11 protein-coding genes are annotated in these 15419 nt (G+C 69.3%); 5 read left to right on the top strand and 6 right to left on the bottom strand.

From position 1 onward, the window contains the following. Positions 1 to 468: 468 nt before the first annotated feature. Entirely contained in the window at positions 469 to 4080 is a 3612-nt protein-coding gene (locus ACIA76_RS14355; RefSeq protein ID WP_397152228.1) for a KR domain-containing protein, read from the bottom strand. A 149-nt stretch (positions 4081 to 4229) separates the two neighbouring features. Between ACIA76_RS14355 and ACIA76_RS14350 the strand changes: the two genes are divergently transcribed. Beyond that, positions 4230 to 5171, top strand: a complete 942-nt coding sequence (locus tag ACIA76_RS14350) for an MBL fold metallo-hydrolase (RefSeq protein WP_397152227.1) — start codon at positions 4230 to 4232, stop codon at positions 5169 to 5171. Between the two features lie 38 nt (positions 5172 to 5209). After that, positions 5210 to 5587, top strand: coding sequence for an EamA family transporter (locus ACIA76_RS14345; protein ID WP_397152226.1), 378 nt, complete (start codon positions 5210 to 5212; stop codon positions 5585 to 5587). Here ACIA76_RS14345 and ACIA76_RS14340 read toward each other — a convergent pair. Together ACIA76_RS14340 and ACIA76_RS14335 are read right to left on the bottom strand one after the other, a co-directional pair. Further along, positions 5577 to 6416: a GNAT family N-acetyltransferase gene (locus ACIA76_RS14340; protein WP_397152225.1), complete on the bottom strand. Its 840-nt coding sequence runs from the start codon at positions 6414 to 6416 to the stop codon at positions 5577 to 5579. The two genes, ACIA76_RS14345 and ACIA76_RS14340, sit on opposite strands and share 11 nt — an antisense overlap. A 41-nt stretch (positions 6417 to 6457) precedes the next feature. Continuing rightward, positions 6458 to 7432 carry an NAD(P)H-dependent flavin oxidoreductase gene (locus tag ACIA76_RS14335; RefSeq protein WP_397152224.1) on the bottom strand — a complete coding sequence of 325 codons (975 nt, stop codon included), beginning with the start codon at positions 7430 to 7432 and terminating at the stop codon, positions 6458 to 6460. A 279-nt stretch (positions 7433 to 7711) separates the two neighbouring features. On the opposite strand from ACIA76_RS14335, the gene fadD5 reads away from it, so the two are divergent. Both fadD5 and ACIA76_RS14325 read left to right on the top strand, forming a co-directional pair. Then, positions 7712 to 9274: a fatty-acid--CoA ligase FadD5 gene (fadD5, locus tag ACIA76_RS14330; protein WP_397152223.1), complete on the top strand. Its 1563-nt coding sequence runs from the start codon at positions 7712 to 7714 to the stop codon at positions 9272 to 9274. A gap of 31 nt (positions 9275 to 9305) precedes the next feature. Continuing rightward, entirely contained in the window at positions 9306 to 9926 is a 621-nt protein-coding gene (locus tag ACIA76_RS14325) for a cysteine hydrolase (RefSeq protein ID WP_397152222.1), read from the top strand. Here ACIA76_RS14325 and ACIA76_RS14320 read toward each other — a convergent pair. Next, positions 9923 to 12295, bottom strand: coding sequence for a YbhN family protein (locus tag ACIA76_RS14320; RefSeq protein ID WP_397152572.1), 2373 nt, complete (start codon positions 12293 to 12295; stop codon positions 9923 to 9925). The genes ACIA76_RS14325 and ACIA76_RS14320 overlap by 4 nt on opposite strands. 263 nt (positions 12296 to 12558) lie before the next feature. On the opposite strand from ACIA76_RS14320, the gene ACIA76_RS14315 reads away from it, so the two are divergent. After that, positions 12559 to 13185: a GDSL-type esterase/lipase family protein gene (locus tag ACIA76_RS14315; RefSeq protein WP_397152221.1), complete on the top strand. Its 627-nt coding sequence runs from the start codon at positions 12559 to 12561 to the stop codon at positions 13183 to 13185. Between the two features lie 3 nt (positions 13186 to 13188). Here the strand turns inward: ACIA76_RS14315 and ACIA76_RS14310 are convergent, their stop codons facing one another. Together ACIA76_RS14310 and ACIA76_RS14305 are read right to left on the bottom strand one after the other, a co-directional pair. Then, positions 13189 to 14724 (bottom strand): phytoene desaturase family protein, encoded by a 1536-nt coding sequence (locus ACIA76_RS14310; protein ID WP_397152220.1) that lies wholly within the window; start codon positions 14722 to 14724, stop codon positions 13189 to 13191. 23 nt (positions 14725 to 14747) lie between these two features. After that, positions 14748 to 15386: a class I SAM-dependent methyltransferase gene (locus ACIA76_RS14305; protein ID WP_397152219.1), complete on the bottom strand. Its 639-nt coding sequence runs from the start codon at positions 15384 to 15386 to the stop codon at positions 14748 to 14750. Positions 15387 to 15419 lie beyond the last annotated feature (33 nt).

The following is a 15419-nucleotide window of genomic DNA, read 5'->3' as shown; positions in this document are numbered from 1 at the left end:
CGCCCTACCTCCCCGCCACAGAACTTCCCGGCCCCGCCCCGCCCCGCAGCCAGCACCTCGTCATCCAGCAATCATCGGCCCCCCACCTCGACACCACACGCAGACACGCGGAATGCGACCAGCTGAGCACAACCAGCGACCTCGCCGAGTGCCCGAGATCCACCCGATGGCGAGGTAACCGGGCAGGCAACGGAATGGCCCCGGACGTCCACAGCCGCACAGGGAATCGAATCGGCAGATCACACGTCCGGCGCGCCATTCATTGGTCCAGCGCCTTACGCATGTTTTCGTCGGGCGTGGCCTACCGATGTTTTCGTCGGGCGTGGCCTACCGATGTTTTCGTCGGGCGTGGCCTACCGATGTTTTCGTCGGGCGTGACCGACCGATGTTCTCGTCGAGCGCGACCCACTGATGTTCTCGTCGGGCGCCACCCACCTATGTCCCCCGCCGAGCGCAGCGAGGCGGGGGTCAGCCGTTGTCCAAGGCCAGGAGGGTGGGTTCGCGGTGGGTGAGGATCTGGGTGAGTAGGGCGGTGGCTCGGGCCGGGTCGAGTGGGGTGATGCCGGTACGGCGGAGGTGGTGGGTGGATTCCCAGTTGCCCCAGGCGATATTCGTCGTTCGGTGGTCGTCGCGGGTGCGGGCGATGGTGTCGAGGGTTGCGGCGATGGTGGCTCGGGCGGGGGCGGTGGGGTCGCCGGGGATGCCGGTGACGGTGGAGAACAGCAGGGTGAAATCGATCGGATCGGTGGCGGTGAGGTCGAGCAGGTCGATGGCGGCTCGCACCGTGGGGGCGAACAGGTGCGTGAGTAGCCGGGCCGAGGGTGGGTCGGCGCCGGCGGGTGCCCCGACACCGGCGGCGTGTACCAGTCCGCGGATGATCGAACCGCATTCCCGGATATCGTCGAGCGCGCTCGCGAGATCGGCGCGATCGGTGATATCGCAGCGCGCCACCACGATTCGATCGTCCAGGCCATCCAGTAGCGGCGGCAGCGGGCGGGGGGTGCGGGTCAGCACCACCACATCGCGCGCGCCCGCATGGAGCAGCCAGCGCACCGCGACCGCCCCGAGCACGCCGAGACCACCGGTCACCACATAGGCGCCCTCGGAGGAGATCTCCCGGTGCCGCGCGGCGGTCGGCACGGACCGGAATCGGCGCGCCGTGACCATCGGACCGTCGAGCGAAAGCTCCTCGGCCACACCGTAATCCAGCACAGCCGCGGCGACCGAACGGGTATCGCCGCCCGGCGCCCACAGCAGCCGAACCGGCGGCGTCGCATCCGATCGCAGTGCGCGGACCACCCCGGCCACACCGTTCTGCGTGCGGTCGGCATGGTCGCGCAGCACCACGGTCACGGCCGCGACGGCGGGGCAGTTCCGCAGTAGCCGTAGCAGTTCGAACGCCCGCGCCACCGCCGTCGGCGCATCGTCGCAATCCCGGCCCGACCACACCACGATGGCGGCGGTCGGCTCCCGCAGCCGCGCGAGCGCCGCGGTGAGTTCGCGCGCCACGCGCCGGGTCGGCAACCGGCGATCCAGCGCCCGCGCCAGCCCGACCGCCAGGGGCGATTCGCCGATGACCAGTGCGCGGTCCAGTCGCACCGACGCGCCCGCGGGCGGCGTGATCCGGATCCAGCTTTCGGTGCGCAGCACCGACGCCGCCCATTCCAAGGCCGTGGCCACCGTGGGGTCGTAACCCGTTGCGGCGTGATATGTTTCGACATCACTCGCAGATACCACCGAACCGTCGAGCGTTGCCTCGGGTTCGTCGTTGGCGAGCGGAGCGGTAACCGGCGGGGCGAAAGCATCAGCCCGCCAACGCCTTTCGCACATCTGACCCGTGAACAACCCCTGCGCCGACCAATCCACCTCCCGCCCCTCGAGATACAGCCGCGCGATGCCGCCGAGATATGCCGCCACCTCGTCCTCGCGCCCGGCCATCGGATGAGTCGAATCCTGGAAGTCGGGATACTCGCGCACGATCGGGGTCAGCACCGGATCCGGCGCGATCTCGAGCACCGTCGTCAGGCCATCGGCCGCAGCCGCCTCCAGTGCGGCGGCCAAATGCACCGGGCCACAGGCATTCTCGGCCCAGTAATCGGCCCCCATGAGCGCCTCGGTGATCACCGCACCGCGACGGGTCGTCGAATAGACCGGCACGCCCGGCTCGTCCGCGCCGACCCCCGCGAGCCGCGCGGCGAACTCCGCCCGATCCACCGCCATCACGAGCCCGAGATCATCGGATACGGCCCGCGCGGGCACCCCGCGCCGACGCGCCCGGCGCAGCACCGACTCCAGCCGTCGCGGCGGTCCCGAGACCACCACCGCATCCGGCCCGTGCACGGCCGCGACGGCGACCTCCCCCCGCATCGGCTCCAGCAGTCGTCCCGCCTCGTCCGGCGTGGTCTCCAGCAGCACGGCGCGCGCCCGGTCGAGCGCACCATGCGCCACCGCCAGCCGCGCCCCGTCGAGCAAGGAGACCGCCCCACTCACCACTGCCGCGACGATCTCCCCCGGCCCGTATCCGGCCACCGCATTCGGCCGAATCCCCCAGGACCGCACCAACTCCGCCAACGCGATCTGGAAAACGAACATCGCCTGCGTCCCGGGCTCGAATCCGTGCCGCGGCGTCCACACCCGCGCGCCCCCGGCCCGCACCACCGCGTCGGCGGCCTCGGTGACCGCCCGGGCGAAGACCGGATACCGCGCCCCCAGTGCCCGTCCCATCCGCGCATGCTCGCCCCCGCGCCCGGGGAACAGCAGCAGCACCCCGCCGTCGCGGCGCACGGAATCGGGTCCGAGCACGACGTGGCGACCATCGTGGCCCCGCGCGAGCGTGCGCAACCGCGCGGCCGCCACGGCATGATTCCCCGCGATCACCGCCGCCCGCACCGATTCGGGCAGTAAACGTCCTGCCGCCGAGGCGAATTCGGGCAGCGCGGGATGGGTGGCCAGCAGCTCGTCGGCCCAACGCCCGGCGAGTTCGCGCAGCCTCCCCTCGTCAGCACCGCTGAGCGGAATCACCACCGGCGGATCGGCCCCACGGCCCGGCGTCTCGGCCACGCCGCGCAGCACGGCATGCGCCGTCGTGCCACCGGTCCCGACCGATCCGACCCCGGCCACCCGTCCCACCGCCGCGACCTCCTGCCAGCCGATCGGCTCGGTCGGCACCCGCAGCCCCCGCTCGTCGAGCCGCAACGATTCGCTGCGCTGCCGAAAGGCCGTGGCACCGACGATGATTCCCCGATCGATACATAACGCCGCCTTGGCCAGTCCGGTGACACCCGCCGCCGCCTCGAGCGGACCGAGCTCGGCCGTCACCGATCCGATCCAGATCTTGGCCGAGGGTTCGCCACCGTCCTGTAGCACCGCGGCCAGGGCATCGATCTCCACCGCCTCGTCGGAAGAGGCCGCACCGCCGTGACATTCGAAGTAGCCGCTCGCGCGCGGATCGAGACCGGCGCGCTCCCACGCCGTCCGGATCACCCGCTGCCGCGCCGACCCGTCGCGCCCCGACCGGCCATCCGAACCCACTGCGGTGCCGAGGATTTCGGCATACACTCGGTTCCCTTCGCGCCGCGCGTCCGCGGTGCGTTGCAGGATCAGGACCGTGCACGCACCGCCCCCCGCGTCCACGCCGCCGACGATCGCCCACGGCGCCGTGCCGTCGGCCAGTAGGCGCACGGCCAGATCGACCGCGGCCAGCCCCGAGGAGCCGGCGCTGTCCAGCACAAGACTCGGGCCGCGCAGATCCAATACCTGCGATACCCGATTGGCGATCATGTTCGATCCGCTCGCCCCCACCAGTACCGCCGCCGGTGAACCCCGCGCGCGATAACCGATTCCGGCATCGTCGAGGGCCTCGATCGCCACGGTCAGGCTCAGCCGCTCGCGCGGATCCATGGCGGCGGCCGCAGCGGCATCGATGCCGAACCAGTCGTGGTCGAAGACGGGCTCGACCCGATCCGCCGCAGTGCCGTCGAGCAGCAGCTCCCACAGCCGCCGCGCCCCCGCCGCGCCCGGCATACGACAGCCGATACCGATGATCGATACCGGCTGCGGTGCAGGCGCGGGGTCGGTCATCGCTGCGTTCTCCCTCCCTGCCTCCGGCGACATGCGCCGACAGTCGGGTAACCCCCAGCGATTATGCCGAGAACTGGCCTCGCGGAGAAGTGCTTTCGATGCGGCATCGGATGCCTTACGGTTGCGCTGTGTCATCGAAACGGACAGACGTGACCGATGGACGACCCGGCACGCTGATCACCCTCGCCCGCTGCTGTGCCGCGCTCGCCGCGACACCCGGAAAACTGCTGCGCCCGCGGCAGCCGGATCGGGCGTTTCTGGCGGATCTGACGGTCGCCTCGATTCCACAGGCGCGCACCACGGTCCGGCTGACCGCGCTGCTGCAGGGCCGGATGTCCGCGCCGGCCACGATCGTCGCCGAGGGCGTCCGCAGCCTGCGTGAGCTGCCGATGGCCATGGGCGCGTTCCTGGTCGAACATCCGCGGGCCCGGATCCTCGTCGATCCGGCGCTGTGCGCGGGCGTGCACGATCGGGTGCTGCTGCCGGGTATGTCGCTGCCGGTGCGGATGCTGGTCTCGCCGGACAAACCGGTGCTGGGGATGGCCGACGCGCTGGCGGCGCGGGATCTGACCGGTGCGGATATCGACTTCGCGCTGGCGACTCATCTGCATTGGGATCACGTGTCCGGTCTGCTGGAGTTGCCGGATTCGCTCGAATTGCGGGTTCCGGCAATCGAATACGAGTGGGCGATGACCGGAGCGTACGCCCCGTACGGCGTCGTGCGCGCCCCACTGCGCGAGCGCGCGGTCGGCCATCTGGAACTCGACGGCCCGCCGGTGCTCACCTTCCCCCGCAGCCACGACGTCTTCGGTGACGGCGCGGTGGTCCTGGTCGACCTCGCCGGGCATACGCCGGGCAGTATCGGCGTGCTGCTCGCCGTCGACGACGGCACCCGCGTGCTGCTGGCCGGTGATGCGATCTGGAACACCTTGCAGGTCGAGCTCATTCGCGAGAAGGCCCCGATGCCGGGTCGGCTCTTCGACGCCGACCGCGACCTCGCCTTCGAAACCATCCAGCGGCTGCACGCCCTTCCGGACGGTATCGAGATCATCGCGAGCCACGATTTCGCGGCCGTCGCCGCGCGAGCCTGAAACCCGCGGCGATCCTGGCCGCGGTCGGTACCGGGCTCATGATCGCCGCGTATACGACCGTCGACGGGCTGGGCGTGCGCCGGGCCGAGAGCACGCTCGGCTACATCGCCTGGTTGATGCTGCTCGAGCAGATCGCCATTCCGATCGTCGCCACCGCACTGCGCGGGCGCGAGCTGTGGACGAAGATCCGTCCGGTCTGGCATATCGGGCTGCTCGGCGGGGCGATGAGCGTGCTCGCCTACGGGCTGGTGCTGTGGGCTCAGACCCGCGGCGCGCTCGCCGATGTCGCGGCCCTGCGCGAGACGAGCATCATCGTCGGCGCGCTGATCGGCACGATCTGGTTCAAGGAAAGCTTCGGCGCCGCGCGAATTGTGGCCACCTGTGCGGTATTCGGCGGAATCGTGGTCATGATTTGATCAGCATGGCCCGGGCGTAGAGCAACTGGAAGCCGCTGCGCTGGGAGTTCTGCTGGGATTTGGAGCCGGGCATCGTCACGATCACGGCCAGATCGCAATTCGCCCGTGCCGCATCGGCGAGCCGGGCCGACAGCAGCGCGGTCTGCACGCCGTGGCGGCGGTGCGCGGGAGCGGTTGCGGCGCCGTTGAACTGGGCTATGCCGTCGCCGCATCGCATACTCGCCGCGCCCGCCGGTACGCCGTCGCGGCGCGCCAGATAGCGGCGCACGCCCGATACCGCGGCCATATCGCGCGTGACGGCGGCCAGCACATCGCGCGGGAATTCCTCTTGCGAGGCAACGCCCTGCTCGTCTGGATGGGCGAAGCCCTCGACCATGACGTCCACCCAGCTGTCGAGTTCGTCGTCGCCGCTGCGCTCGATCTCGAGGGCGGCCGGGACCTGTCCGGCGAATCCCGGTTCGATGACCCGGCCCAGCACGTTCTCGAACGAGGTCAGCCGATAGCCCCGCTCGGTGAGCGCGATGGCCAGCGCCGGATCGCCGAGCTGAGCCAGCTCGACCTGCGTCGGTGTTCCCGTTGCGGCATAGGCGGTTTCGAGTTCGTCCAGCTCCGCGGCCGACGGCAGCTCACCGAAGCCCAGGCCCGCCACCTTGTTCAGGGGCGAGCCGGGCTCGGTGAAGCAGGCCGCGCCGCCCCCGATGAGCCGAACGAATCCGGCAGCCTCGGGGCGACGGCGTCGCCCGGCCTCGGTGCCCGCGATGGTCAGCTCCACCGCGGCGCGCTCGATGCGCGCGGCCAATTCGGTGCCGCAGAAAAGGGATTCGCTCACAGGGCCAGTTATATCGGCCCTGTCCAGCGATTTCCGTGCACTCAGGCGACGAAGGACGCCAGCCGGTCGTTGATCAGCGCCTCGGCCTCGGAGACCATCCGCGAGATCAGCTCCGCGCAGGTCGGGATGTCATCGATCAGGCCCTGCACCTGTCCGGCGCTCCAGATGCCCGCATTCAGATCACCCTCCTCGAAGACCCGCCGCCCGCGCGCGCCCGCGACCAGATCGCGCACATCGTCGAAGGTCGCGCCGCCGGCCTTTTCGATCTCGACGACCTTGCGGCTGATCTCGTTGTCGGCGACCCGCGCGGTGTTGTGCAGGGTGCGGAAGATGAGCTGAGTGTTGCGCTCGGTATGCGCGACGATCTGCTCCTTGACGTTCTGGTGGATCGCCGACTCCTGGGTGCACATGAAGCGGGTGCCCATATTCACCCCGTCCGCGCCCAGCGCCAGCGCCGCGACCAGGCCGCGCGCATCGGCGATGCCGCCGGAGGCGATGATCGGAATCTCGAGCGCCTTGGCGGCGGCCGGAATCAGGATCAGGCCGGGCACATCGTCCTCGCCCGGATGTCCGGCGCATTCGAAACCGTCGATGCTCACGCCGTCGACGCCGATCTTCTGCGCCTTGAGCGCGTGCCGGACGCTGGTGCACTTGTGCAGCACCTTGATTCCGGCCTCCTTGTAGTACGGCAGGAAGGGCTCCGGATTGCTGCCCGCGGTCTCGACGATCTTGACGCCGGATTCGATGATCGCCCGCATGTACTCCTCGTACGGCGGCGGGTTGATCGACGGCAGGATGGTGACGTTCACGCCGAAGGGCTTATCGGTCAGCTCCCGGGTGCGCTCGATCTCGCGGCGCAGATCCTCGGGCGTGGGCTGGGTCAGGGCGGTGATGAAGCCGAGGCCGCCGGCATTGGCCACGGCCGCGACAAGCTCGGCCCGGCCGACCCACATCATGCCGCCCTGCACGATCGGATGCTCGACCCCGAACATCTCGGTGAACCTGGTCCGCAACATCTGTGTTGTCCTCCTGCCTGCGCGGACGCGCCTGCGCCCGGATGTCTCGATAGTGGCATGGCGGCTGTGACGCGGACAACCTGGATGTAAGTCACAGTTTGCTGATTGCTTCAAGTCTGGCGGAAATCAGCCAGACTGATAGCCGATCTCCTACGCCTCCGTTAGCGCTCGTGAACTGGGGAATGATCAAATGAGAAGAACTTGCCCCAATCTTCTCTGTAACCCTTGTCACGATGAAAAGTTAGTTGGTATTCTCACCGGCGTTCGAGAGGAGTTCAGATGACCCAGGTGCTCGGCGAGCCGATCCGGTCGCGGCGTAACCACTGGAACAACCAGCTGGCCACGCATGCGCTGATGCGTCCCGAGGCCGTCGCCCTGCGGTTCCGCGGGCGCGACACCACCTGGCGGCAGCTGCACGAGCGCTCGCTGCGCTTCGCCGATGCGCTCGCCCGGCGCGGGATCGGATTCGGCGATCGGGTGCTCATCCTCGCGCTGAACCATCCGGAGTATCTGGAGGCGGTCTTCGGCATCAACGCGCTCGGCGCGATCGCGGTGCCGGTGAACTTCCGCCTGACCCCGCCCGAGGTGGCCTATCTCGCCGCCGACTCCGGCGCCCGGGCGATCGTGACCGATACGGCGCTACGCCCCCTGGCGGCGGGCGTGCGCGCGCAGTCCCCGGCGCTCGAGTTCTGCGTCGTGATCGGCGGGCCGAGCGAGGAGGGTGTGCTCGGCTACGACGATCTGCTGGCCGAGGACGGCGAATCCCATATGCCGTGCGATATTCCGGAGGACACGCCCTGCCTGATCATGTACACCTCGGGCACCACCGGCAGCCCGAAGGGCGCGGTGCTCTCGCACGGCAATATGAACGCCCAGGCCCTCACCTGTATCCGCGCCCTGAATCTGACACCCGATGCGATCGGCCTGTGCACCTCGCCGCTGTTCCATATCGCCGGATTGGGCAGTCTCGCACCGCATTTCCTGCTCGGCGCGACGACCGTGCTGCATCCGCTCGGCGCGTTCGATCCCACCGAATTCCTCGACGCCGTCGAGGCGGAACAGGCCACCTCGGTGTTCTGCGTGCCCGCGCAGTGGCAGTTGATCTGTGCGGAGCCGACCGTCAAGCGGCGCCGCCTGGCGCTGCGCGTGCTCAGCTGGGGTGCGGCGCCCGCCTCGGATACCGTCCTGCGGGCGATGGCCGACTGCTTCCCCGAGGCCCAGAACGTGGCCGTCTTCGGTCAGACCGAGATGTCGCCGATCACCTGTGTCCTCGACGGTCCCGATGCCCTGCGCAAACTCGGTTCGGTCGGCAGGCCCATCCCGACCATCCAGACGCGCATCGTCGACGACGAGATGAACGATGTGGCGCCCGGCGAGGTCGGCGAGATCGTCTATCGCGGACCGACTCTCATGCAGGGCTACTGGAATAAGCCCGAGGCCACGGCGGAGGCGTTCGCGGGCGGCTGGTTCCACTCCGGTGATCTGGTGCGCCGGGACGAGGAGGGTTTCGTCTGGGTGGTCGACCGTAAGAAGGACATGATCATCTCGGGCGGTGAGAACATCTACTGCGCCGAGGTGGAGAACGTGCTGTACGGCCATCCCGAGATCCACGAGGCCGCGGTCGTCGGGCGCGCGCACGAGAAGTGGGGCGAGGTGCCGGTGGCGGTCGTCGCGCTGGTCGATCCGGACGCCGGGCTGACCCTCGCGGCGCTCGAACCGTATCTGAACGAGAACCTGGCCCGCTACAAGCATCCGAAGGAGCTGGTGATCGTCGCGGAACTGCCCCGCAACGCCAGCGGCAAGGTATTGAAAGTTCAACTGCGCAAGGACTATTCGAGCTGAGTGGGCCCGGCGCATGGGGCAGTATGGAGTCATGTTCCTCGATCGCTCCCGAACCGCCGTCCTCGCGTTGCACTGGCAGATCAATGTCGTCAAGCCGGAGGGGTTCTTCGGGCCCATGCTCGCCGGACCCGTCGCCGCCGGCGGGGTGATCGAGCGGGCGCGGACCTTCCAGGATGCCGCGCTGGCGGCGGGGATTCCGGTGCTGTTCACCCGCTTCACCGTTCCGATCGGTGAGGGCGATCTGGTGCGCAATACCGGATTCATGCGATCGGTGGCGGCGGCGCAGACCGAGTTCCGGCCGGATTCGCCCGGCGCGCAGATCGTTCCGGAGATGCGCGATCAGATCACCGTCGGCTCGGTGTTCGACAATCAGAAGCTGTCCGGCCTGGCGGGGAACGCGCTGGCGGACTGGCTGTTCGCGCGCGGGGTGACCACACTGCTGATCACCGGCGTGGCAACGAATCTCACCGTCGAGCAGACCGCCCGGCACGCCACCGACCTCGGCTTCGTCGTACATCCGGTCGCCGACTGCATGACGGCCGCGACCGTCGAGGCACATATCGCCTCGCTGGCGAATCTCGAATTGACCACCGCGGGCAGCCTTTCCGCGGAGCAGGTGCTGCCCGAACCGGGGGCGGTGCGGCCCGCCTAGATCATTTCCTTACTCGTGAGCCAGCGCATGATGAACCAGCCGCAGAACACGGGCAGCCAGCAGGTCAGCACGCGGTAGAGCAGCACCGCGGGCACGCCGATGCCCGCGGGCACGCCGAAGGCGGCCAGCCCACCGATGAGCGCCGCCTCCACCGCGCCGACACCGCCGGGTGTCGGCGCCGCCGAGGCCAGCGTGCCGCCGATCATGGTCACCACGGTGACGGTCACGAATGTCGTGCTGCCGCCGAACGCCTCGATACTCGCCCACAGCGCCCCGGCGGCGCCGAGAGTGATCGCGGCGCAACCGCCCACGATCATCGCCAGCCGGCTCGGGCTGCGGGACAGATCGCGCAGCTCGTGCACGACCTCGGCCAGCTGCGGCCGCACCTCGGTGCGCAGCCAGCGCCGCACCGTCGGGATGAACATGGCCGCGCCCACCACGCCGAGCAGCGCGCCCGCCGCCAGATACAGCACGGTCGCGCTCGGCACGATATGCGCCAGATTCGCCGATACCCCGGCCGCGACGCTGAAGAACACCAGCAGGACCACATGCGTGATCACCTGCACCGCCTGCTGCAGCGCGACCGCCGCGGTGGCCCGGACCGCGCCCAGCCCATTGCGTTGCAGGAAGCGCACATTCAGCGCCAGGCCGCCGACGCCGGCGGGTGTGGTGGTGGCGGCGAAGGTGTTGGCCACCTGGGCCAGCAGCAGCCGGGGGAAGTTCACCGATTCCGAGGTGCAGCCCCACAGCGCCATGGCCGCGCCGAGATAGGTGCCAGCCGACACCGCCAGCCCGAGCAGACCCCACCACCAGTTGGCGCTGCGCAGTTCGGTGATGAAGGTCGGCACCTGGCTGATGTAGGGGTAGGCCACGTAGACCAGGCCGATCAGCAGCACCAGCTGAACGATCTGATTGCGCGAGAAGCGGGTGATGCGTGCCGATTCGATGCGGTCGGCGTCGGTCTGATGCACGACCTCCTCGCGCATCGCCTTCATCAGCGCCCCGGCCTCGGGGACGGATTTGCGCACCGGGGCGGATATGGCCGATTTCGTCAGTCGCCGAGAGGCGTCGACCACGGCCTGTTCGCCGAGCATCTGGATCGCGACGCGCACCGCGGTATCCGCGCCGAACAGTGCGCCGGTCGTCAGCAGCAGCTGCGCGGCATCGGCGGAGAAACGCGATTCGAAGGCGCCGAATTCGGCCCACATGAACCCGCCGAACAGGACGCGGCCGTCGACGATGCGGATCTCCTCGGCGCGCAGATCACCGTGTGAGATCTGCGATCGATGCATGTTCTGCAGCGCCCGCCAGACATTGGCCAGCACGATCGCGTTATCGGTGGCCGCCAGCGGCGATCCGCGCAGCGCGGTATGCGCGTAGAGCGTCCAGCCGCGATCGAGCGCCGCGACGGTGAGTGGCTTGTTGCTGGCCAGGCCGAGATCGCCGATGGCGATACCCATCAGCGCGCGATGTTCCACCGCACGGCGCATCGAGGCGAAGGCCGCGGGGCGCTCGCTGCTGCGGAAGGTCAACCAGCGCCGCAGCTGTCGCAGCATGCCCCAGCTGCGCTGGTTCTGCCCGTACATCTCCACCACCAGCCGGTGATGCGGACCGGTCTCGGCCGACAGCAGCAGCGGACCCGGCCCGGCCGGGCGGATCACCGTGAAACCGGTGACCGTATAGCCGCGCCCGGCCAGCACCCGCACCGCGGCGTCCAGCGGCACCTCCAGCGCGGGCGTGCCGACCAGCAGTGCGATCACCGCACCCACGAACCACCCGACGGCCAGCCCGAACATCGCCCGCGAGGGCACCACCAGACTCACGAACAGATGCAGCGGGACGAACGCGCCCAGCAGCGCCCACCACCAGCGTCGCCAGGAGGCGGGCAGCCAGGGACTCGCGACCGTGAGCACCGCGGCCAGCATGGCGATCCAGCGCGGATCATCGAGGAATTGCGAGAGGAAGGTGTCGAGCTGTCTGGGCACCGCCAGATGCCATTGCGGCGCGGAGATGCCGGTGCCGGTGATCGACAGGGCCAGCACCGCGAGCAGTCCGGCCGTCAGATAGCCCGCCAGCAGCTTCCACTGCCAGCGGAAGATCAGCCGGACCAGGATCGCGAACGGCAGCGCGCAGATCGCGACGCTGTAGAGCAGATAGACGATATTGGACTGCTCGGGAGTGAGAATCCCCAGAATGTCGGAGACCGAGCGCTCCAACGCCTCCCACCGCGGCCGGGTGATCAGCGAGCCCGCGACGACCAGCGCCACCAACAGGGCCGACAGCACCACGCGCAGAATATCGCTGGTGCGCCGGATCCGCGGCTGCAGCAGGCTGCCGGAGACGGGGATCTCCCGCCCGTCGACTCGCATGTCGTATCGGAACTTTCGGATCGAGGGAGCGGCGTCGGTCCCGGGGTCGGCTCGGGTGTGAGTATGCAGCAGGGCCACGAACGCCTCGACGGCAACACGCCGTCGCGGGCGTGCCCGGCGGGTGGTAAGCGCGTTCAGCTCCTCGATCTTCATGTCGCCTCCCTCCCTTGATCAACCAGGGAAGATCTTATGGGGTCAGGGGTAACCGACCGGTAGCGACGATTTCGCCCTGAAAGCCGCATCGCGCGTGCAACCATCACACGGTGAGCCGAGATGTCCGTATCTGTTTCGTTGGTGATTCGCTGGTGGCGGGGCTTGGTGATCGCCAATGCCTGGGCTGGCCCGGGCGGCTGGCCGCGCGGGCGATCGGGGCCGGACGCCCGGTGACCTACTACAACCTCGGCGTACGGGCACAGACCTCGGCCGATATCGCGGCGCGCTGGGAGTCCGAATGCGAACAGCGGCTGCCCGAGGGCATCGATGCGCGCGTGGTCTTCTCCTTCGGCATCAACGACACCCTCCTCGACGAGGGCAAGGTGCGCGTGCCCACCGAACGGTCCCTCGCGGATCTGACCGCGATCCTGCGCCGCGCCAAGGCCCGGCGCTGGGAGACGATGGTGGTGGCACCGCCGCCCGTCATCGACGACGAACAGAACGGCCGCATCGAGAAACTGGATGCGCATTTCACCGAAATCTGTGAGGCCGAAGATATTCCGTACGTCCGGATACATCAGCCCCTGCGGCACAGCGAGATCTGGATGCGCGAGATGTCCGCGGGCGACGGCTACCATCCCGGCGCTGCGGGCTATGAGGAATTCGCCGCGCTGATCGTCCCGCTGTGGCTGCTGTGGCTGTCCGAACCGGGATCGGGCCTGCCTGTCGTGGGCTGAACCTCAGCGCGTTTCGAGCACGGCCATCGCGGCGTTGTGCCCGGCGATCCCGCTGACGCCGCCGCCGCGCACCGCACCCGCACCGCACAGGAAGACGTTCGCGTATTCGGTCCGCACGCCCCAGCGGGCGGCCGGGGCCGGATCGTCGTCGGTGCGGAACGGAAAGGCCAGATCGCGATGGAAGATATGGCCGCCGGGCAGGCCGAGTTCGTTCTCCAGATCGATCGGCGACTTCGCCTCGAGGCAGGGGCGGCCGTCGGGTGTCGTCGCCAGGCAGTCGCGGATCGGCTCGGCCAGCACCGAATCCAGTTGGGCCAGCGTCGATTCCACGAGTTGGTCGCGCATCGTGTCCGGGTCGCCAGCGAAAAGCCGTGCGGGAGTGTGCAGGCCGAAAAGTGTGAGGGTGTGCATGCCCTGCGCGGCGAGTTCGGGGGACAGGATCGAGGGATCGGTGAGCGTGTGGCAGTAGATCTCCGACGGCGGTGCGCTCGGCGGCGGCCCGGCCGCGGCCTCGCGATAGGCCCGCTCGAGTCCGGCGTAGCCCTCGGCGATATGGAAGGTACCGGCGAAGGCCTCGCGCGGATCGAGATCATCGCGCAGCCGGGGCAGGCGGCGCAGCAGCATGTTCACCTTCAGCTGCGCCCCTTCGGGTTTCGTCGACGCGGTCGTACCCAGCAGCCGGGCCAGCTCGTGCGGGGCGGCATTGATCAGCACCTGGCGCGTGCCCACCGCGCCGCCCTCGTACCGGATCTCGGCGCGCACACCGTCGGTCTCGATCGCGGTGACCGCGCGCCCGGTCACCAGCTCGGCCCCGGCCGCCCGGGCGGCGTCGGCGAGGGCATCGGTGAGCGCGCCCATCCCGCCGACCGGTACATCCCAGTCGCCGGTGCCGCCGCCGATGACGTGATAGAGGAAGCAGCGGTTCTGCCGCAGTTCCGGATCGTGGGCGTGGGTGAAGGTGCCGATCAGGGCGTCGGTGAGGACGATCCCGCGCACGGTGTCATCGGCGAAGGTGGCCTCGATCGTCTCGCCGAGCGGGCGTTCGAAGATCGCCTCCCAGGCAGCGGCGTCGTCGACGATCTCGCGGAGCCCGGCCCGGGTGGGTAGCGGTTCGGTCATGGTGGGGAACACCCGCCGCGCCAGCCGCGCCGTCGTGCCGTAGAACCGTTGCCACGCTTGATAATCCGAATCCGAACCGGTGAGCCGCGCGAAGCCCGCCCGGGTGCGTTCCGGATCGGCGGTGTCCACCAGCAGCCCGCCGTCGCCGACCGGGGTGTAGGAGGAGATGCGCCGACGCCGCGTCTCGAATCGCAGCCCCAGCTCCCGCACGATGGCGGGTGGCAACAGGCTCACCAGATACGAGTACCGCGACAGCCGGGCGTCGAAATCCGGGAACACCCGCTCCGAGACGGCCGCCCCACCGGTGTGCGGGCCGCGCTCGAGCACCAGCACCGAACGCCCGGCCCGGGCCAGATAGGTCGCCGCCACCAGGCCGTTGTGGCCGCCGCCGACGATGACGACGTCGTAGCTACTAGGCATCTGCCCTGAATACCACGTCGGCGTCAGGTGGTGGCGAGCAGATATCCCTGCGGACCGTTCTCATCCGGATCGGGTTCGCGCGACATCCGGGCGATCGGGCGAAATCCCGTATCGCGCAGCTCCTTTTCCAGACCGCGCAGCGACCACCAGTACCCCGGGGCAACCGCATGCTCATGCGGCACCACCTCCACCGAATCGTCGACGGCCTTGAAGCCGAGCAACAGATGTCCGCCGTCGGCCAGTACGCGCCGGAATTCCGTCAGCACCGCGGGCACCCGCTCCGGTGGGGTGTGAATGATGCTGTACCAGGCCACGATTCCACCCAGCGAGGCGTCCGGTAGATCCAGATTCTCCATCGTGCCCTCGTCGAATCGCAGCCCCGGATACGTCGCCCGGGCCAGCCGGATCATCTCCGGTGACAGATCGATCCCGAACACCTCGAGCCCGAGACCGGCCAGATGCGCCGCGATTCGCCCCGGCCCGCATCCCACCTCCGCCACGCGCCCGCGCACCACATCTGCGAACGCCCTCAACATCGCCCGATCGAACGGCCGCTTCGCCATCTCGCCCGCCGCGAATGCCGCGTACCGCTCCGCCATCGCGTCGTACGCCGCGCGCGTGGCCACCACATCCGCTCGCTCACTCGTCCTCGAATCCCGCACCGCGCCACCCTATCCCCGCCGCGACGGCACAAT

This window comes from Nocardia sp. NPDC051570 (genome assembly GCF_044454005.1).
Taxonomy (GTDB): domain Bacteria; phylum Actinomycetota; class Actinomycetes; order Mycobacteriales; family Mycobacteriaceae; genus Nocardia.
The sequence above is the reverse complement of the archived record's forward strand: the minus strand, read 5'-3'. Positions and strand labels throughout refer to the sequence as shown.